The 18,619-nt window shown below is 46.9% G+C and carries 18 protein-coding genes and 5 tRNA genes; 18 read left to right on the forward strand and 5 right to left on the reverse strand.

Features of this window, described 5'->3' with window-relative positions:
• Window positions 1-63: 63 nt before the first annotated feature.
• From WFI24_RS06110 to WFI24_RS06135, 6 genes are all read left to right on the forward strand, one after another.
• A complete protein-coding gene (locus WFI24_RS06110; RefSeq protein ID WP_336759525.1) occupies window positions 64-1,263 on the forward strand; it encodes an outer membrane lipoprotein-sorting protein in 1,200 nt (399 codons plus the stop codon).
• A gap of 461 nt (window positions 1,264-1,724) precedes the next feature.
• Window positions 1,725-2,912, forward strand: a complete 1,188-nt coding sequence (gene alr / locus WFI24_RS06115; RefSeq protein ID WP_336759527.1) for an alanine racemase — start codon at window positions 1,725-1,727, stop codon at window positions 2,910-2,912.
• Between the two features lie 260 nt (window positions 2,913-3,172).
• Window positions 3,173-3,454, forward strand: a complete 282-nt coding sequence (locus WFI24_RS06120; protein ID WP_017690037.1) for a CopG family ribbon-helix-helix protein — start codon at window positions 3,173-3,175, stop codon at window positions 3,452-3,454.
• Between the two features lie 3 nt (window positions 3,455-3,457).
• Window positions 3,458-3,808, forward strand: coding sequence for a type II toxin-antitoxin system PemK/MazF family toxin (locus tag WFI24_RS06125; protein WP_024630714.1), 351 nt, complete (start codon window positions 3,458-3,460; stop codon window positions 3,806-3,808).
• 237 nt (window positions 3,809-4,045) lie between these two features.
• Window positions 4,046-6,235: an alpha-galactosidase gene (locus WFI24_RS06130; RefSeq protein WP_336759530.1), complete on the forward strand. Its 2,190-nt coding sequence runs from the start codon at window positions 4,046-4,048 to the stop codon at window positions 6,233-6,235.
• A 460-nt stretch (window positions 6,236-6,695) separates the two neighbouring features.
• Window positions 6,696-8,918 carry a Tex family protein gene (locus WFI24_RS06135; RefSeq protein ID WP_336759531.1) on the forward strand — a complete coding sequence of 741 codons (2,223 nt, stop codon included), beginning with the start codon at window positions 6,696-6,698 and terminating at the stop codon, window positions 8,916-8,918.
• A 161-nt stretch (window positions 8,919-9,079) separates the two neighbouring features.
• On the opposite strand, the gene cmpA is transcribed toward WFI24_RS06135, so the two are convergent.
• Complete coding sequence (gene cmpA, locus WFI24_RS06140) at window positions 9,080-9,223, reverse strand: cortex morphogenetic protein CmpA (RefSeq protein WP_336759532.1); 144 nt, start codon at window positions 9,221-9,223, stop codon at window positions 9,080-9,082.
• A 181-nt stretch (window positions 9,224-9,404) separates the two neighbouring features.
• Window positions 9,405-9,761 carry a hydrolase/acyltransferase gene (locus tag WFI24_RS06145; protein ID WP_336759533.1) on the reverse strand — a complete coding sequence of 119 codons (357 nt, stop codon included), beginning with the start codon at window positions 9,759-9,761 and terminating at the stop codon, window positions 9,405-9,407.
• Between the two features lie 118 nt (window positions 9,762-9,879).
• On the opposite strand from WFI24_RS06145, the gene WFI24_RS06150 reads away from it, so the two are divergent.
• The 6 genes from WFI24_RS06150 (at window position 9,880) to WFI24_RS06175 (ending at window position 13,040) form a co-directional block, all read left to right on the forward strand.
• Window positions 9,880-10,341 carry a SprT family protein gene (locus WFI24_RS06150; RefSeq protein WP_336759534.1) on the forward strand — a complete coding sequence of 154 codons (462 nt, stop codon included), beginning with the start codon at window positions 9,880-9,882 and terminating at the stop codon, window positions 10,339-10,341.
• A 137-nt stretch (window positions 10,342-10,478) separates the two neighbouring features.
• Complete coding sequence (locus WFI24_RS06155; protein WP_336759535.1) at window positions 10,479-11,186, forward strand: response regulator transcription factor; 708 nt, start codon at window positions 10,479-10,481, stop codon at window positions 11,184-11,186.
• The gene (locus WFI24_RS06160) at window positions 11,164-12,066 is read left to right on the forward strand and encodes a hypothetical protein (RefSeq protein WP_336759536.1); all 903 of its coding nucleotides are present in this window, start codon (window positions 11,164-11,166) and stop codon (window positions 12,064-12,066) included. The genes WFI24_RS06155 and WFI24_RS06160 overlap by 23 nt, the downstream gene beginning before the upstream one ends.
• On the forward strand, window positions 12,063-12,779 hold the full coding sequence (locus WFI24_RS06165; RefSeq protein ID WP_336759537.1) for a sensor histidine kinase: 717 nt from the start codon (window positions 12,063-12,065) through the stop codon (window positions 12,777-12,779). Before WFI24_RS06160 ends, WFI24_RS06165 begins: the two co-directional genes overlap by 4 nt.
• 90 nt (window positions 12,780-12,869) lie before the next feature.
• A tRNA-Asn gene (locus WFI24_RS06170) sits at window positions 12,870-12,945 on the forward strand.
• Window positions 12,946-12,951: 6 nt separating this feature from the next.
• A tRNA-Ser gene (locus tag WFI24_RS06175) sits at window positions 12,952-13,040 on the forward strand.
• Between the two features lie 106 nt (window positions 13,041-13,146).
• Here WFI24_RS06175 and WFI24_RS06180 read toward each other — a convergent pair.
• Window positions 13,147-13,845, reverse strand: coding sequence for an ArsR/SmtB family transcription factor (locus tag WFI24_RS06180; RefSeq protein ID WP_336759538.1), 699 nt, complete (start codon window positions 13,843-13,845; stop codon window positions 13,147-13,149).
• Between the two features lie 104 nt (window positions 13,846-13,949).
• Between WFI24_RS06180 and WFI24_RS06185 the strand changes: the two genes are divergently transcribed.
• Together WFI24_RS06185 and WFI24_RS06190 are read left to right on the forward strand one after the other, a co-directional pair.
• Window positions 13,950-14,609 carry a flavin reductase family protein gene (locus tag WFI24_RS06185; protein ID WP_336759539.1) on the forward strand — a complete coding sequence of 220 codons (660 nt, stop codon included), beginning with the start codon at window positions 13,950-13,952 and terminating at the stop codon, window positions 14,607-14,609.
• Between the two features lie 283 nt (window positions 14,610-14,892).
• Window positions 14,893-15,564 (forward strand): MgtC/SapB family protein, encoded by a 672-nt coding sequence (locus WFI24_RS06190; protein ID WP_145320437.1) that lies wholly within the window; start codon window positions 14,893-14,895, stop codon window positions 15,562-15,564.
• A 64-nt stretch (window positions 15,565-15,628) separates the two neighbouring features.
• On the opposite strand, the gene WFI24_RS06195 is transcribed toward WFI24_RS06190, so the two are convergent.
• Window positions 15,629-16,525: a Cof-type HAD-IIB family hydrolase gene (locus WFI24_RS06195; protein ID WP_336759540.1), complete on the reverse strand. Its 897-nt coding sequence runs from the start codon at window positions 16,523-16,525 to the stop codon at window positions 15,629-15,631.
• Window positions 16,526-16,529: 4 nt separating this feature from the next.
• Window positions 16,530-17,306 carry a DeoR/GlpR family DNA-binding transcription regulator gene (locus WFI24_RS06200; RefSeq protein ID WP_336759541.1) on the reverse strand — a complete coding sequence of 259 codons (777 nt, stop codon included), beginning with the start codon at window positions 17,304-17,306 and terminating at the stop codon, window positions 16,530-16,532.
• Between the two features lie 309 nt (window positions 17,307-17,615).
• Here WFI24_RS06200 and WFI24_RS06205 point away from each other — a divergent pair.
• The 4 genes from WFI24_RS06205 to WFI24_RS06220 all read left to right on the forward strand — a co-directional run bounded on the left by WFI24_RS06205 (window position 17,616) and on the right by WFI24_RS06220 (window position 18,565).
• A tRNA-Glu gene (locus WFI24_RS06205) sits at window positions 17,616-17,687 on the forward strand.
• Between the two features lie 106 nt (window positions 17,688-17,793).
• Window positions 17,794-17,869: transfer RNA gene (locus tag WFI24_RS06210), tRNA-Lys, on the forward strand.
• 17 nt (window positions 17,870-17,886) lie between these two features.
• Window positions 17,887-17,969 (forward strand) — tRNA-Leu (locus WFI24_RS06215).
• A 170-nt stretch (window positions 17,970-18,139) separates the two neighbouring features.
• The gene (locus tag WFI24_RS06220) at window positions 18,140-18,565 is read left to right on the forward strand and encodes a helix-turn-helix domain-containing protein (RefSeq protein ID WP_336759542.1); all 426 of its coding nucleotides are present in this window, start codon (window positions 18,140-18,142) and stop codon (window positions 18,563-18,565) included.
• Window positions 18,566-18,619: the final 54 nt, after the last annotated feature.

Raw genomic sequence — 18,619 nt, forward strand, 5'->3', positions numbered from 1 at the left:
AAGTAGGGGTTCTGCTGCAAGCAAAATCCTGAAGTGAAAACATGTGCTAAAGGGGATGATGTCATGCGCCGAATATCATGGATGCTTGCCATGGTATTGGTCTTATCGGTCTTGCTTGCCGCCTGCGGGAAGAAGGATGCGGCAGCTGTGGTCAAAGATCTGAACGAAGTCGTAGGAGAGATGGAAAGTTACCAGGGGGCAGGCGTGATGACGCTGCATACCGGAGATTCGCCGCAGCAGTACAAGGTCGAGGTATGGCATCAGAAGCCTTCCTATTATCGTATTGCGTTAACCAATGCAAAAAAAGATGTAACGCAGATTGTACTGCGTAATGATGAGGGTGTGTTTGTTCTGACGCCGAGCCAGAACAAAAGCTTCCGTTTTCAGAGCAATTGGCCAGACAACCAAGGACAGGTATACCTCTACGAAACATTGATTCGGAGCATTACAGGGGATACAACCCGTCAGTTTGCGGATGAGAAGGAGAGCTATGTTTTTGATGTAGCTGCCAATTATAATACACATGCACTTGTTAGACAGAAAATCTGGCTGAACAAATCGGATTACGCACCTAAACAGGTGGAGGTATCCGACTCCAATGCCAATGTTGTCGTGGATGTGAAATTCGACTCCTTCAAATTCGGGACTGAATTTGAAAAAGATGCCTTTGACATGCAACGTAACATGACAGCCGCTACAGAAAAAGGCGGCCAAACAGGAACGGACTCCGGTGTGACTCCTGCGGAGCAAACAGGTGAGGACGGCAGCAAAGAACCAGCCAATCCTCAGACTGCGCCTGAGCCTGACGGAGCTGTCACTGATGGACAGACCGGTGTAGGTGGTGACACAGAGCAGCAAGGTACAGAAGGTGCTGCAACAGGTCAGGAAGGCGAAGAGCCAACACTCGCAGAGCCGGAAGGTGCAGACAGCTTTGGTGTGATTCAGCCGACCTATGCGCCGGAAGGTGTGCAGCTCAAGGATGATCAGATTTTGGAGGAAGCAGGAGACTATTCCGTCATGCTTCGTTATGAAGGAACCTACAATTACACGATATTCGAAGCCAGACCGCAGGATCGTGCTGTGTCGCTTGCCCCATCCCGTGTACTGGATCTGGGATTCACACTAGGGATGGTCAGCGGAGATGCACTGCAGACACTGACATGGACGACAGATGGCATAGAATATCGGATCACCAGTGCCGACCTGCCTGATAACGAAATGGTACGCATTGCAACATCCATGCAGGAAGAGTCAGGCAAATGATTTTTGAACAAATGAACGAATAGTAGCATAAACATAAGGAATGCTAAGAAGCATCGGAGACCTTTTCTCCGGTGCTTTGCTTGTTGTAAAGGATGTACATCCTTGGAGCTTGTTTTTCTTATCCAGAACAAGACCGGAACGTCTGTCCAAAGTGCGACAAATAGACTGAAGAGGCATGCATCGTATCCTAAGATCAACCAATAATGCAAAACGCGCTTCTATGTAGAGGGAACCGGGTAAATAATCGATATAAGCAGATATTCGCTGGGGTGGAGAGTGAAATTTTGCCCTGACAATCTTGCTTATCGGTCTTCTTCTGTGTTCGCATCTATTCCTCAAACGGCGCACCTTGCATGTGTTTTGGAATGCGAAACTTCGGTTCATTTGACAGTCACATGCTGGAGCATTACGATGGAGTCTGACGTGAGCCGGATTAAGATGATTAGAGAAGGTGACTTAACGTGCAAGGACAATATCGGCCGACCCAAGCGGAGATCAATTTGGATCATTTGTGCACTAACGTAGAAGCTTTCCGCGAGGCACTGCCTCAGGGCATGAAATTCCTCGCCTGTGTGAAGGCTAATGCCTATGGACACGGAGCGGTGGAGACGGCCAGAGAACTGGAACGAGTGGGTGTGGATTACTTAAGTGTGGCTTTTCTTGACGAAGCTCTGGAACTGCGACAACATGGGATTACGATTCCAATTCTGGTTTTGGGTTATACGCCGCCTGAAGGGATCGCTGCTGCATGGCAACATGATGTGACCGTCACACTGTTCAGCAGGGAAGTGCTTGACGCCATTCGACATCTGGATGCCAGCACATTCGCTAACCAACTGAAGGTTCATATTAAAATCGACAGCGGCATGGGCCGATTAGGTCTGTTGCCTGGCGATGAGGCATTGGCTTTCATTCAGGAAGTAGCTTCGCTCAATCAGGTGATGCTGGAAGGCATGTTTACCCATTTTGCCAGAGCAGATGAAGAAGACAAAACCTATACACTGGAGCAGTATAGACGGTTCCAAAGCGTGGTTCATGCGCTCAGGGATCAGGGATGTTCCATCCCGATTATACATACGGCGAACAGCGCCGCTGCCATTGATACACCGGAATTGTCCTATGACATGGTACGTGTGGGAATAAGCCTGTACGGACTGTATCCTTCGGCTGAGGTGAATCATCAGGTGGTGAAGCTGTCCCCGGTATTGACGCTGAAGACAAAAGCGGTTCTGGTCAAAACACTGCCACCCCATTGGGGGATCAGTTACGGAACCCGTTATTTTACGCAAGGTTACGAACGAATAGCGACCCTGCCGATCGGATATGCAGACGGATTCTCCAGAATGCTGACAGGTAAAGCACAAGTGCTTGTACGCGGCCGCCGCGTCCCTGTCGTCGGTACAATCTGCATGGATCAGTGTATGGTGTCGTTACAATCTTTCGCGGAAGAGGCGGAAGAAATTCAAGTCGGCGAGGAGGTTGTCCTCATCGGTCATCAGTCTGGTGGCGTAATAACCGCAGACGAGGTGGCATCCCAGCTCGGTACGATTGCTTATGAAGTGATCTGCATGATGGCGCACCGCATTCCACGGGTATATACCCGCGGGGGCGCAGTAGTCGCCAGAATCAATCCACTTTTGACATTCTGACAGGTAAACTGGACGTCATTACCAATAAACTTTTTTTCAGAACAGAAGGAAAACTGTCGGAGCATCTCGAATTATGTATGACGGTAAGGATTTAATTCCTGAATTGAGATGTTTGGTCTGTACGAATATTGTTCCCCGTGTTTATAATGGAGTACAGCATACTTGATATACTCGGGGCATATATATTCCTTTGTATAAAAGTTCTGGAAAAACGTAATACTGGTTCACAATGGCGAAAGGTTTGTGGGGGTGGAAGAAAGGTGGCCAACTTGCAGAACACCAAGCGGATCATGATCAGTTTACCTGATTATCTTTTGCAGGAAGTGGATGGCATCGTAGCGCTGGAGAATTCCAACCGCAGCGAATTGATTAGGCAGGCTATGAAGCTGTATTTGACGGAGCGTAAGAAACGTTACATCCGTGAAACGATGCAGCGCGGATACATGGAGATGGCTAAAATAAATCTGACCATGGCATCCGAAGCCTTTCATGCGGAGGAAGATGCGGACAGCACTCTGGACCGCTTAGTTAGCGGGGTGTAGACATTGATCGTAAAACGTGGTGACGTTTTTTTTGCGGATCTTTCTCCCGTTGTCGGTTCCGAGCAAGGTGGAGTCAGGCCGGTTCTGGTTATTCAGAATGATATCGGCAACCGGTTCAGTCCAACTTGTATTGTGGCGGCTATCACCGCCCAGATCCAGAAGGCAAAGCTGCCAACGCATGTGGAAATTGATGCGGCGGCACACGGCTTTGACCGGGACTCGGTTATTTTGCTCGAACAAATACGGACAATTGATAAGCAGAGGCTGACTGACAAGATTACCCATCTGGATGAGGAGACCATGAAATTGGTCAACGAAGCCTTACAGATCAGCCTTGGTTTAATCGATTTTTAAGGCATCAGGTAGCGTCTTGTACACTACTCTGCCATCCGTAGGCAATGGATGTTCCTGTAAGGGAACACACTAATTTCAGACTGTAATCAAAAGAGCGTACGGCATCCTTCGGGCTGTTGTGCGCTCTTTTGATTAAAGCTTGATGAAAGCGTAGAACATTTTCAATCTTTTCGTTATAATGAAACCTGAGAAACCGTTTACCCAAAAGACTTTTATATATAGAGGTGGAGGAGACATATGAGCATTTACATCAATCAGGAGAAACTTCAGTTTCATTTACAGACCCGTGAGGCCAGTTACGTATTTCAGGTACTGCCTTCAGGGTATTTGGTGCACTTGTATTATGGCAAAAAATTACGCGACACCGATCTGAGCTGGTTGCATGTACGGACAGAACGAGCATCTTTCAGTCCGAACCCGGTACCAGAGGACCGTACGATTTCATTTGATACATTGGCAGTGGAACTACCCGTGTATGGCACAAGTGATTTCCGTAATCCGGCTATCCAACTGGAACTTGAGAATGGCTCGACGGTTTCGGAGTTTACGTATACAGGCCATCGATTGGCCAAAGGAAAAGCAGCACTTACAGGACTGCCAGCAACGTATGTTGAATCCGATGACGAGGCAGAGACGCTGGTTATTGAGTTGGAAGACAAAGTCGCAGGTATCAAGATCGAACTTTCCTATACAGCCTTTACGACATTTAATGCGATTACACGCTCCATGCGTATCGTTAATGAGAGCGCTACCTCAGTGAATGTGGTGCGTGCGCTCAGTTCTTCTGTTGATTTCCCGCATGCAGATTATGAATTGTTGCAATTGTCCGGGGCTTGGACACGGGAACGGGATATCGTTCGCAGACCGCTTGCTTCTGGACTACAAGGTATTGAGAGCCGTCGTGGCTCAAGCAGTCACCAGCAGAATCCATTTATTGCCTTGATGACTCCGGGAACGGATGAAGATCAGGGTGAAGTCTATGGATTCAGTCTCGTCTATAGCGGTAGCTTCGCCGCACAGGCGGAAGTGGATCAGTTCCACACTACCCGTGTGTCACTCGGGATCAACCCGTTCGAGTTCAGCTGGAAGCTGGAGCCACAGGAAGCATTCCAGACACCTGAGACCGTTATGGTGTACTCGGATGCAGGGCTGGATGGCATGTCTCAGTCCTATCATGAACTGTACCGGGAGCGTCTTGCGCGTGGTCAGTTCCGTAATGCGGAACGTCCTGTTCTGGTCAACAACTGGGAAGCTACCTATTTTGGTTTCAACGCAGACAAGATCGAACAGATCGCTCGCGCCGGACAGAAGCTGGGTATTGAGCTGTTTGTCCTAGATGATGGCTGGTTTGGACACCGGGACAGCGACAACTCCTCGCTGGGTGACTGGATTGTAGATAAGAATAAATTGCCACAGGGCCTTGATGACCTGGCAAATCGTGTGACAAGTCTGGACATGCAGTTCGGATTGTGGTTCGAGCCTGAGATGATCTCACCAGTCAGTGAGCTGTACCGTGCACACCCAGACTGGTGTCTGCATGTGCCTGATCGCCGCCGCACAGAAGGGCGTCAACAACTGGTACTGGACTTCTCACGTCAAGATGTACGTGATGAGATTGTACGCATGTTAACAGATGTACTTGGCTCTGCCCCAATCACTTATGTGAAATGGGACATGAACCGGAATATGACGGAAGTGGGTTCTGCATTGCTTCCAGCAGACAGACAGCGTGAGACTGCGCATCGTTACATGCTGGGGCTGTATGACGTTATGGAACGAATCACTTCGGCGTTCCCGAACATTCTGTTCGAGAGCTGTTCAGGTGGTGGTGGCCGCTTCGATCCAGGTATGCTGTATTACATGCCACAGACGTGGACAAGTGATAACACGGATGCCATATCCCGCCTGCGGATTCAATACGGTACGAGTCTTGTGTACCCGGTAAGTTCGATGGGATCGCATATCTCAGCGGTACCGAATCATCAGGTCAACCGGATAACTTCACTTGAAATTCGGGGACATGTTGCGATGTCGGGCAACTTCGGTTACGAGCTGGACCTGACAAAATTCACGGAGGAAGAGAATGACATCGTGAAAGCCCAGGTTGAGCTGTACAAAGAGATTCGTGGAACGGTTCAGTATGGAACATTCCGCCGTTTGCTCAGTCCATTTGAAGGTAATGAGACAGCATGGATGTTTATTGCACCAGACGGAAGCGAAGCCGTTGTATTCTACTTCCGCGTGCTCTCTGAACCGAATGCACCACTGCAGCGTCTGAAGCTGAAAGGATTGGACCCTAATGCGGATTACCGTCTGAAAGGCGGCTCGGAGACCTTTACCGGCGATGCCCTCATGTATGGCGGTATTTCGGTAGGCAGTGCATCAGGAGACTATCTGAGCGAGATGTTCCGGTTTGAGCGCGTCTAGATAAGTGAACTACATTTTATTTACACGGATACTACGATGACAGAACAACCTTACAATCGCTGTTATCCCCAGATTTTTCGATTCCCTTTTCTCAAAGGGAAATCCGGAGATAAAGGCGAACGCTTCGCTTTTTCAGGTTTTTTCTGTCCTCTCCGTTATCGTGTAAATGAGCAGTTTCACTTATTAGATTGCTATTGCATATAAAGTTCTAAACGGAAAGACCGAGGAGCGTCGTGTTGACGTTTTTCGGTCTTTTTATGGCGGAATGGGGAAGGCTGGAGAATGACATCATTCTGTCAGAACTTGTATGCTATCGGATTGATGGAAAACTGGACGTGATTTTGTGATAATATAAGGTAGAGTGGATGAATCTGATGATTCAACCATACTGTAATTACAGCAGCAGAGCTGCCCTGAAATGATTGTAACGAACGATTCAGGAAGGAAAGAGGGATTTATTTTGTCTGAACAGGAAACGGTTCTGGAACCCAATGAAGAAACAATAAAGGCAGAACGCCATGAACGAATCATCAAACAGGTAGCCAAGGAACTGTCACTGTCCTTGAAGCAGGTCCGCACCACGTCGGAGCTTCTGGACGAAGGCAATACGATTCCATTTATCGCGCGCTATCGTAAAGAAATGACTGGAGAGCTGGATGAGAACCAGCTGCGATCGATTGAAGAACGCATTGTGTATCTGCGCAACCTCGAGGATCGCAAATTGGAAGTCATCCGTATTATAGAGGAACAGGGCAAGCTGACCGGAGAACTGCAGAAATCCATTACTCAGGCTGTGAAGCTGCAGGAAGTGGAAGACCTGTATCGACCTTACCGTCAGAAGCGGAAAACGCGTGCCAGCGTAGCCAAAGAAAAAGGTCTTGAACCCCTTGCTGTATGGATCTGGGGTCAACCGAAACAAGGAGATGCGCTCCAGGAAGCTGCGCGTTATATCAATGCTGAACTGGGCGTAGAAGATGCGGAGTCGGCGCTTCAGGGAGCCAAAGATATCCTCGCGGAGAACATTGCAGACGATGCTGCCATTCGTGCATGGATTCGTCGATACACCTTGGATCATGGCATGCTCACTTCGGAAGCGAAGGATGCTCAAGAGGAGTCCGTATACGAGAATTATTATGATTACCGCGAATTAGCCAAGAAAATGCCTCCACACCGTATTCTCGCGATTAACCGTGGTGAACGGGAGAACATTCTGAAAGTCGGTCTCGAAGTACAGGCAGAGCCGGCTCATCGCCACATGGAAGGGCAAATCATTCGTGGTGCTTCTGCCGTACAGGACATCCTGCGTGCTGTAATTGAAGATGCCTACAAGCGGCTTATTGCGCCTTCCATCGAGCGTGAAGTTCGTGGAGAACTTACGGAAAAAGGTGAGAATCAGGCCATATCGGTATTCTCGGCTAACCTGCGTAACCTGTTGCTTCAGCCGCCGATTCATGGCAAACGTGTGCTGGGTGTCGATCCGGCCTATCGTACTGGTTGTAAATTGGCTGTAGTGGACGATACAGGCAAGCTGCTGGAAGTGGCTGTCACCTATCCGACGCCACCGCACAACAAGAAACGTGAAGCAGCCGAAGTATTCCACCGGATGATCAAGCAATATGATATTGGTCTGATCGTTATCGGTAATGGTACCGGATCACGTGAAACGGAGCAGTTTGTAGCCGAGATCATTCAGGAGAACGGTGACGAAAGTCTCGTGTATCTAATCGTTAACGAAGCTGGAGCGAGTGTCTATTCTGCATCCAAGCTGGCCCAGGACGAATTCCCGGATCTCGATGTAGCTGAACGCAGTGCGGCTTCGATTGCTCGCAGGGTGCAAGATCCGCTGGCTGAGTTGGTTAAGATTGATCCAAAAGCTATTGGCGTGGGTCAATATCAGCATGACGTTTCCCAGAAGGTTCTGGAAGAAAGCCTGAAGGCTGTCGTGGAATCCGCAGTTAACCATGTGGGCGTGGACGTGAATACAGCTTCCCCTTCATTGCTGTCCTATGTTGCTGGAGTTAACGCTACGATTGCCAAAAACATTGTGAAGTACCGTGAAGAAAATGGTCGGTTCACGAACCGCCGCCAGTTGCAGAAAGTACCACGTCTAGGCGCCAAAACGTATGAGCAGTGTGTAGGCTTTATGCGTATCGGTGAGGGTGAGAACCCGCTGGACCGTACACCGATTCACCCTGAGTCCTACAAGGTCGTGGATCAGTTGTTCAAGGAGCTTCAGGTTGCACTGGACAAGCTAGGTACCAAGGAACTGTCGGTATTGCTGTCTGAGCAACAGCCAGAGCAGCTGGCTGTGAAACTGGACGTGGGTGTGCCTACATTGCGTGATATTTTGGACAGCTTGCAGCGTCCGGGCCGTGACCCGCGTGAAGAGATGCCATTGCCAATCTTCCGTACGGATGTATTGAAAATTGAGGATCTGGTGGAAGGCATGGAACTGCAGGGTACCGTTCGGAACGTTATTGATTTCGGTGCATTTGTCGATATTGGAATCAAGAGTGATGGGCTTGTCCATATTTCACAATTGAGCAACGGATATGTTAAACATCCGATGGACGTGGTATCTGTTGGGGATAACGTAACGGTGTGGGTCATGAATGTAGATACCAAAAAAGGCCGTGTCGGCCTTACGATGAAGAAGCCTGCTTCTGCGCAACAGTCTTCTTAAGTAATAGGATTGGAGAACAGCCTTCCTGAGTAGGAAGGCTGTTTGTTGTCGACAATAATGGTCCCGTTATCCGTTCTAATTCCTCTAGTAAGTACGGTGGGCTATGATCATGGGCTTTTTCTTAAAGTTCGTAACCACAAGCGGACTTTTTGAACAACCTCTTAAAGTTCGTTCTCCGCGCTGCGCGGTGTGCCGCTTGTTGGTTTGTTACGATAAAAGAACCAGCATTCGTTCAGCAGCTTGATTTGCCGGCTGTCCTTTTTGTGAAATGCACGCATCAGTTGATTGCAAAGCCATTGAGGCAAGGGTATCTCCTCCTCTTGCATAATTCATCTGTACGTTAGCATATGTGGCAATAGCCTGGACTGTGCGGGATAAGTGAAGGACCCCGGCAAATCAATATCTCAATCACCAAAAAGCACAAATCCCAATTCAGGGAGATGCGCTTTCCGTTGTTCTCATTATAAAAATGATACCTGGGGTGAATTAGAGAGCTTCCATCTCTTCTTCATACCATTGTTCCAATTGGGCCTGAAGCGCCCGGATTTCGGTAAGCAGGGAGATCAAGGGATAATGGCTTTCACGTAGTGCTGCAAAAGATTCTTCAAGTGCATTGATATAATCAAGGCCGCCGATGATAGTAAGATTTTCGTTCAGGAGATCGAGGTTGTCGCATTCAGCGATCGCCCAAGGCAGGACAGGGACATCTGCTGCAGTGAGTTTATCGATTTCCTTATGCAGGCGCAGATTGAGCGCACTGAGTTGATAGGCATAATCTGAAGGCATTTCCACAAACTGCAATTGTTGTTCCTGCTGCAAGATGACATAGCGCATTGTAGGCATAACGAGTAATAATCTCCCCTCATACATTCTACTTGACAGTGTAGCCTACGAAACGGTTAAAATTCAAGTATTATGCCGGAAAAACCAATGCTCCGAGGGGTGCAAGGAGAGGATACCGATGGAAAATGAGGAATTGCAACAATGGATTGAACAGGTATCGCTGGATCATTTCGGAGTTCCGTTTACCCATGAAGCGTTGTTTAACGGTCGTTTGACGACTACAGGTGGACGTTATATGCTCAAGAGTCACCGGATTGAGATCAATCCGCATCAGCTCGAAGCCTACGGGCGAGATGAGGTAGAGAAGATTATCAAGCATGAGCTATGCCACTATCATCTGCATATTCGCGGACGAGGTTATCAGCATCGTGACCCGGAATTCAAGGCTTTATTGCAGAAGGTAGGCGGCTCACGTTACTGCCAATCACTTCCTGACAGCAAAGGCAGAAAGCCGCTGCCATATCGTTATAAGTTGGTGTGCAAGAGCTGTGGTACGGAATATTTGCGTAAGCGGAAAATAGATCCGAAGCGTTACCGTTGTGGCCGTTGCGCGGGAAAACTAGGGCTGCACGACATATAGTAATTTTGTTTTGGAGTATAGTGCGGATGGATCTTAAGAAATTTGTAAATCTTTTGTTGGAATTCCTGTCATTTATCTGATGTAAACTGTTCATCAGTCCACATAATCCAGTTTAAAAGAAAAGGAGGAGTGCCCCTTTGAAGGCCCACAGTGTATTGGTTGTTGATGATGATCCCGATATCAGCAATGCGATTGAAATTTATTTGCGTAGTGAAGGAATCGGGGTTTACAAGGCGTCGGATGGGGCAGAGGCATTGCAAAAGCTCCAAGCCCATTCTGTTCAGCTCATTATTATGGATATTATGATGCCTGGATTGGATGGACTGCAGACGACACTTGAAATTCGTGAAACCTGTAATGTTCCGATTATTATGTTATCTGCCAGAACAGAGGATTATGATAAAATTGTGGGTTTGAACATCGGTGCGGATGATTACATAGCCAAGCCATTCAACCCATTGGAACTTATGGCAAGGGTAAAGTCCCAGTTACGACGCTTCACCGGCCTGGGTGCGCAGATACATCAAAGTTCCGAAGACGCAGAACAGGAGATTCAGGTTCGTGGCCTAATATATAACAAACAGAAGAAAACAATGACCTTGGAAGGAGAAGATGTTAGGCTGACGCCTACCGAATTTCATATTCTTAGGCTTTTTATGGAGAATAAGGGCCGGATCTTTGCTATCGATGAAATTTATGAACGTGTATGGAAAGAGCCCGCCTTTCAGCCGGAGAATACAGTCGCTGTTCACATCCGCAGAATCCGTGAGAAGATTGAATTCAATCCCAGAGAACCTAAATATATAAAGGTGGTGTGGGGTATTGGTTACAAATTGGAAGAATAATATGCTGGCTTACGGAGTTCGGATAGCAGCGATGATTTGTTTTACACTGGTGTTTATGAAGCTTGCATCATTGAGGTATGAGATGCGATTCATTTATAAAGATTGGAATGTATCTGGTGTTATACCTTTGATCCTGCTCCTAGTCATTGGTACGGCGCTACTTGTGACTGCAAATCGTATTCCTTTGCCTGAGAACAGTAAATATCGGGATATAATAACTTGGTGGAGTGAAAAACTTTCCTTGGATGTACATTTTATTGTCTTCTGTATAGGGTCCTTTCTGCTGTTGAAAGTACTAAACTCGGTGACTTCAGATCATGGGATAACTCCCCACTTGTTCACTCGTCGATGGATAAGTGATACCTTAATCTATTTTATAGGCATGTTCATCGCTAGCCTGGGAGTGTGGTTTGTTGGTGTGCACGTAAGGGGGGCTGTCCGGTATATCGGGAATATCTCCAGTCATAGGCCAATACGGAACGAGATATGGGTATGGAAATTGTACAGTTTGGTGAAAAAGATTGTGAAGCAAGGCGAGGCAGCCGACCAAAAAAGAATACAGCGTTTAATCTTGCTATGCGTTGTGCAATGTCTTATGCAATTTACTGTTATTTCTCTCGCGTCCACTGATTCTTCAATGGTTACTCCATTGGTGTTTTTGACAGTTCTGATCAGTGTTTTCTTGGTATATAGCATTCTTCAACTGATTCATGTGGTGCAGCAACTTACGCAAGCGGCTAAGGAAATGGGGGAAGGCCGGTTCAATGTACAGTTCCCAGAGCATGTAACAGGCGTAATGCAACCTCTGGTAACAGAGATGAACGGAATGAGACAAGGGCTCCAGAATGCAATGAAAGAACAGGTTAGAGTCAGCGTATGAAATCCGAGTTGATCGCTAACGTTTCTCATGATCTGAAAACACCTGTAACCTCTTTGGTTAGTTATATTGATCTGCTTAAGCGCGAGGAGGGTACAGAGGAGGAGAAGGTTGGCTACATTCAAGTTCTGGAACGGAAAACGCAGCGTCTGTGTTTGTTGGTGGAGGACTTATTTGAAGCAGCGAAAATGGCGAGCGGAGATGTGGAACTTCATTTAAAACAGATAGACATAGGGGAGTTACTTCGGCAGGCTGTAGCAGAATATAGTGATTCGTTTGAACAGGCAGAGTTACAGATAAGGATGCGTGAGGAGTCTGAGCCTGTATACGCAATGGTGGACGGCAGCCGGATGTGGCGCGTAATGGAGAATGTGTTGGGAAACGTTTTGAAATATGGTCTGCCCCAATCCAGAGTCTATATTGAACTGGTCGAACAAGGTAATCAATTGGAGTTTAAGATTAAAAATGTATCCGCATATGAGATGGAATTCTCATCTGATGAGATTTTTGAACGTTTTAAACGGGGGGACCGTTCCCGTTCGACGGAGGGTTCAGGTCTAGGTTTGTCCATAGCCAGAAGCATTGTTGAATTGCATGAAGGTTCTATGAGAATTCAAGTGGATGGAGATGTATTCCAAGTGAGTGTATGCCTTCCTCGAGCAGACAGGAACATGATTAAAAATACTACCCCGCTTGCGATGTCTTCTTCCTTCTGAGAGGAAGAAAGCAATACAATTAGGAAATCATGGAAGGGATGTTGACTTGGATTATTAATCATGATAAATTAATCTTATTCAAGTTAATTTTCCCTGATAGCTCAGTTGGTAGAGCACTCGACTGTTAATCGAGTTGTCACAGGTTCGAGCCCTGTTCGGGGAGCCATTTCTTGGAGAGATACCCAAGTGGCTATAAGGGGACCCTCTGCTAAGGGGTTAGACTGCGTAAGCGGTGCGAGGGTTCGAATCCCTCTCTCTCCGTTCTGAATGACAAAAAATCCTCTTCACATTAGACCGGTTAACGGTCAGTGTGAAGGGGATTTTTTGCGTTTACTGATCTTTGGTTATCCCTTGTATACGCTTCTGCTTAAAGTGTAATGCTCAACACCTCGTATAAACCTTTCTTGCCTGCTTCCGTTACTTCGACAGAGCGACTTCCTGTTTTTTGACGAATCCAGTCCAGTTCCGCTAACCGATGTCTGAGTTGATCCCCAAGCATACCTGAGAGATGATGACGGCGTTCGCTCCAATCCAGACATTTGCGAGCGATGGCACGGCGTGATCCCGGCTTCATCTGAAGTTCAATTCCAAACGTAGTGAACCACTGTATTCCTTTCTCTGTAACTTGATAATCCTTGCTGTGTGCCTCTTCGGGCTCTGCAAGATACCCCTTCTGTACTAAGGCTTCACAGAGCGAGATTCCCAATTTCCCTGCCAAATGAGCATAACAGGTCCGTGCATGACTCAATTGTTGAAGCTGATCGGATTGTTTGAGAGAGCGGATCTCTACAGGCGGGGCAATACTGGCCATGCTTTCAATCAGATCAGCAATTTCTTTGTTTGCAAGACGGTAGTATCGATGACGCCCTTGTTGTTCAACTTCGAGTAATCCTCCTTCTACGAGTTTAGCTAGATGGCTGCTTGCCGTCTGGGGAGTGACACTTGCCATATGAGCAAGCTCTCCTGCGGGCAACGCACGGCCATCCAGTAAGGATGACAGAAAAATAGCGCGGCTTGGATCAGCGATTAACGACGCAATAACAGTAATATTCGGATATACAATCATACTTCGATCATATCTGAACTATTACTGTATTACAATCCAGTTGTATCGTCCTACGGTCAGATTGAGCTTATATATCATTGGAATGGGAACAGGAGAGGTTCAGGATGAAAAAGATAACGAAACAGGACTTTGCTACAGAGCAGTTGTCCGCGAGTCCAGCAGTGATTCAACATGAAACGATTAATCCCAGTATTTTATATTATGGTACGCCTGTATTGCTGCTAAGCACATTAAATGAAGATGGGTCAACCAACCTGTCACCATTATCCTCGTCTTGGGCGCTTGGGGATTGTTTGGTTCTTGGTCTGGGTATACAGGGCAAAGCCTATGAAAATCTGAGTCGACATCCGGAGTCTGTGATTAATTTACCAGATGCGACCATGTGGAGAAAGGTTGAGGCATTGGGTCGTTATACGGGAGTTAACCCGGTTCCTGAGGAGAAAAGGCAGATGGGCTATGAATATTGTCATGATAAATTCACTGTAGCTGGACTGACATCCGAATGCTCGGTTCAGGTGGCTCCAGATAAAATAGTTGAATGTCCGCTCCAGATTGAAGCGGCTGTACAACACATACGTATTCCCGAACATACACCGTTCATGGCGATTGTTGAAGTGAAAGCGTTGAAGGTGCACGCACACACAAGACTAATATCTGGACCGAACAAGATTAATCCAGAGGAATGGCATCCGCTGATATATAATTTCAGACAATATTTCGGATTGGGCAAGAGACAAGGGGAAAATTTCCGGGCAGAGAAGTGACCTGAGTAGAGGCTTTTTATTATATAAGATGAATTAATCATTTACACGATAACGGAGAGGACAGAAACAAACTGAAAAAGCGAAGCGCTCGCCTTTATCACCGGATTTTCCCTTGAGAAAAGGGAATCGAAAAAATCTGGGGATAACAGCGATTGGAAGGTTGTTCTGTCATCGTAGTGCCAGTGTAAATAATCTTTAGTTCAACTTATATAGTCAGGGAAAGATTGGGTAATAGTAAAGATAGACTCATGTAAGCATATACATAATGAAAGAGGTGATGTGCATGGAAGTGGAATATTTGATGCGTGTACTCATAGCTGGAATATGTGGTGTGCTAATCGGATATGAGCGCAAGAATCGAATGAAAGAGGCGGGGATTCGTACTCATTTTGTGGTGGCCGTTGGTGCTGCCCTGATGATGATTGTGTCTAAGTACGGATTCCAGGATCAAGCTGGCTGGGACAATCTGTCTCTTGATCCTTCGAGGATCGCAGCACAGGTGGTAAGCGGTGTAGGTTTCATTGGAGCAGGCATGATCTTCACGCAGCGTCACACGGTCAGAGGATTGACCACAGCGGCTGGTATATGGGCTACGGCAGGCATGGGACTTGCGGTGGGTTCAGGTCTGTATTGGACAGGTGCAGGCGTGACACTGCTTATTGTAGTGGCACAGATGCTACTGCATAGACCCACACGCTGGCTGGTGTCGGCACGAACAGAGACGTTAACCATTCACCTGCAAAAGGAAGGGGAAGCGCTGCAGACTGTTTTGGCACTTCTGGGACAGGAGAAGATCTCGGTCATCGGGTTTAAAACAGAACAGCAAACAAGCACAGACTCCGTGGAAGAGACTGTGCTTGAGTTCACGTTGCAGCTGCCGGGTTCATACCGGGGCGAGCAACTGATTATTTTGTTACAGGACGTGCCTCACGTTCGATCTGCTGAGTTAAAATGAAGCGAACCTGCATGGATCAACAGGCGACCATGCAGGTTCAGTGCTTAATTCAGTATGGGTTCAATTACTGACCTTCTCCGACAATCGTTTCCGGACGAGACACCGGTTTGCCTTCAAGCAGGCACTCAATGGCATGTGCGACACCGTGCTCGACATTCGTCAGCGTTATCGCTTTGGCTAATGCTTGAATTTCGGGTTCGCCATTCCCCATGGCGATGCCGAGTCCAGCCATTTTTAACATGGAGACATCGTTGAAGTTATCGCCGATCGCTACTGTATCTTCCATGGAGATGTTCAGGTGAGCCGCCAGTTTGGTGAGGGCATTACCTTTGGATACGTCCGGGTGCTGCATTTCGAAGTTATGCTCAAAGGATACAACCATTGCGACATCGGATCGGGAACCGAAGTATTCTCGTCCTGTCTTTACTTTGTCCGGATTCATGGAGAAGGCCATAATATTATAGATGTAGGCTTCTGCCGGAATCTCGAGGTGGCTGTTTACGCGGTGGTAGTCTTTTTTGTCATAGTGTTTCTTGATGGAGCGAATCATGCGTGCAATGTCCTCACCAGGGTTCGAACCAAGAACACGTTCCATCTCGGCGAGCAAGGTCTCATGACTGCTACGCGGGGCATAGATGCCTTGTTGCGTTGAAGCCTCATAATAGACATCATGATCTTCCAGCCACTGCATGACGGAAGATGCTGTGTCACGCTCGAGCGGAAGATGGAATAAACGTTCACCGTCTGCGTCATGAATTGTCGCTCCGTTGGAGCCGATAATTGGGGTTTTGATTCCACCTTCGCGGCTGATGGTCACCACGTCGGAATAGACGCGTCCTGTAGCGATTGTAACCTTCATACCTGATTGCTGTGCTTTTTGAATGGCTGCTGCGTTCTCCGGGCTAATCTGGCTGTCTCTGTTTAATAATGTTCCATCTAAATCTGTGGCAAATAATTTCATATACTTACAACTCCTTATCATCTGTAGGTTCGGGAATGAGAATCTCAACTTGCTGTTCGGCTAGAAAAACAAGCCATTCTTTAGTTGGCCATTGATCCGTAATCAATACATCCACCAATGACCAGTCGGCAAAACGATAACCATAACGTCTATCAAACTTGGATTGATCTGCAAGAACCACAACTTTCTTGGCAGCCTTCATCATTTGTTGTTTAATTTTCCCTTCCTCTTCGGAAGCACTGAAGCCATCCATCGTGATACCGCCAATTCCGATAAAGGCTTTATCTACATAATAGTGGGAGAGGGTCTCGATAACAGAAGTACCGTAGACATAACGTTGTTCCTTATCCACTTTGCCGCCGAGTAAACGAATCTGGACAGCCGTGTGATTGGAGAGAAGATCAGCGGAATGAATTGAATTGGTAATGACGGTACAGGATTTGCCGTTCAAGTTCTCGGCACACGCCTGCACGGTCGTGGAAGAATCCAAAATAATGATCTCGCCTTGTCTTACAATGGCGGCAGCGAGCTTGCCGATAGCCCTCTTTTCCTCAGAAACATCGAGTAGACGGTCTTTGTAGGATCTGAATTCTTGCGGAGGAGGGGGGAGAATGGCACCGCCACGTGTTCGAATGATGGCATCCTGTTCCTCGAGCTTGATCAGATCCCTGCGAGCAGTATCGCGTGATACATCAAACAAGGTGACAATATCATCAGCTGAGATGCGATTGTGTTTGCGTAGATGTTCAACAATGAGCTGCATTCGTTCTTCTTGAAACAAACATGTCACCTCCGGGTGTATGGATGACCGTACTTATACTGATACTTTAATTATAAGTAATCTTAATGTGCTTTGCAATATTATAAGTGAATGTAAGTTTTTATAAGTGTTTTGACGAATGGTTTACATTTTTCCTGTACGGGAATGACATTAGCATGAATGGGGAGAGGGCAAATAACGTGTCTCTGAAGAGTGATATACAATGGACAAAAAAGACTTGAAAATTAAATTTTTAAAAAAAGTGTTGCAAGTTCAAATTGTCCTGTGGTATACTCATTCTTGTCGCCAAGAAAGACAACTTGTTATTAAGGCCCGTTGGTCAAGGGGTTAAGACACCTCCCTTTCACGGAGGTAACAGGGGTTCGAATCCCCTACGGGTCATATCTTCACCACCTCATGAGATCTATATTCCTGATGAGAAATCCTCAAAGTCATTGCTCTTAGAGACTAGAATGAAGCATGGCACATTCGGTGAAGTTTACAGCAAGAGCCATTAGCTCAGTTGGTAGAGCACCTGACTTTTAATCAGGGTGTCGAAGGTTCGAGCCCTTCATGGCTCACCATTTTTAAAATTGAATATGCGGTCGTGGTGGAATGGCAGACACGCTATCTTGAGGGGGTAGTGGGTGTATACCCGTGGAGGTTCGAGTCCTCTCGACCGCATCACAGCAACAACGATAAGATAGACTTCCATGATCATTCATGGGAGTCTATCTTTGTGTTATACGATATACCTCATCCTGTTCCAGGCATATAAAGGCTGAGCATTCAGGAATAATGTGGTATAATTCAAGCAAATGAGTTGATTATTACGGTTGGAAGGCGGTTCTTGTATGCAGTCGATCTATGAGCGAATTGAACACCTGATTGCCGAACGAGGAATGACCAAGAAGGCTTTCTGCCAACAGCTGAAGATTAGCACAGGCAATCTGGGTGATTGGAAACGTGGCAAGTCTATTCCGAGTACGAATAAATTAATTGAGATTGCTTCGTTTTTTGATGTGAGCCTGGACTGGCTCATGATTGGGCGTCCATCGAAGGAAGCGATGGTGCGGGAAAAACGGGAGGATTATTTTTTTGACGTTTTGCGGCAATTGAATTGCCAGGAAAGTGAATTATCGACTGTGGAACAGTCTTTTATCAGTGAATATATCGAGTTTACCCGTTACCGCAAATCCAAGGAAAGCAAGGATGCAGGAGACTATCGCTATAGAGCTGAGAACAAATCAGAGAACGATTCTGAGGAAAACGAAGCGTAAGTGATATGAGCAGCATCCATAGACTGAATGTACAAAAACCTCTGGACTAATCCG

The sequence above is a fragment of the Paenibacillus sp. USHLN196 genome (assembly GCF_037144955.1).
In the GTDB taxonomy this organism is placed as follows: Bacteria; Bacillota; Bacilli; order Paenibacillales; family Paenibacillaceae; genus Paenibacillus; species Paenibacillus xylanexedens_C.

Bases quoted from the DNA above. Each gene is read 5' to 3' on its own strand.
- WFI24_RS06110 (WP_336759525.1), top strand. From the start codon at position 64: ATGCGCCGAATATCATGGATGCTTGCCATGGTATTGGTCTTATCGGTC.
- WFI24_RS06130 (WP_336759530.1), top strand. From the start codon at position 4,046: ATGAGCATTTACATCAATCAGGAGAAACTTCAGTTTCATTTACAGACC.
- WFI24_RS06145 (WP_336759533.1), bottom strand. From the start codon at position 9,761: ATGCCTACAATGCGCTATGTCATCTTGCAGCAGGAACAACAATTGCAG.
- WFI24_RS06150 (WP_336759534.1), top strand. From the start codon at position 9,880: ATGGAAAATGAGGAATTGCAACAATGGATTGAACAGGTATCGCTGGAT.
- WFI24_RS06165 (WP_336759537.1), top strand. From the start codon at position 12,063: ATGAAATCCGAGTTGATCGCTAACGTTTCTCATGATCTGAAAACACCT.
- WFI24_RS06180 (WP_336759538.1), bottom strand. From the start codon at position 13,845: ATGATTGTATATCCGAATATTACTGTTATTGCGTCGTTAATCGCTGAT.
- WFI24_RS06185 (WP_336759539.1), top strand. From the start codon at position 13,950: ATGAAAAAGATAACGAAACAGGACTTTGCTACAGAGCAGTTGTCCGCG.
- WFI24_RS06190 (WP_145320437.1), top strand. From the start codon at position 14,893: ATGGAAGTGGAATATTTGATGCGTGTACTCATAGCTGGAATATGTGGT.
- WFI24_RS06195 (WP_336759540.1), bottom strand. From the start codon at position 16,525: ATGAAATTATTTGCCACAGATTTAGATGGAACATTATTAAACAGAGAC.
- WFI24_RS06220 (WP_336759542.1), top strand. From the start codon at position 18,140: ATGCAGTCGATCTATGAGCGAATTGAACACCTGATTGCCGAACGAGGA.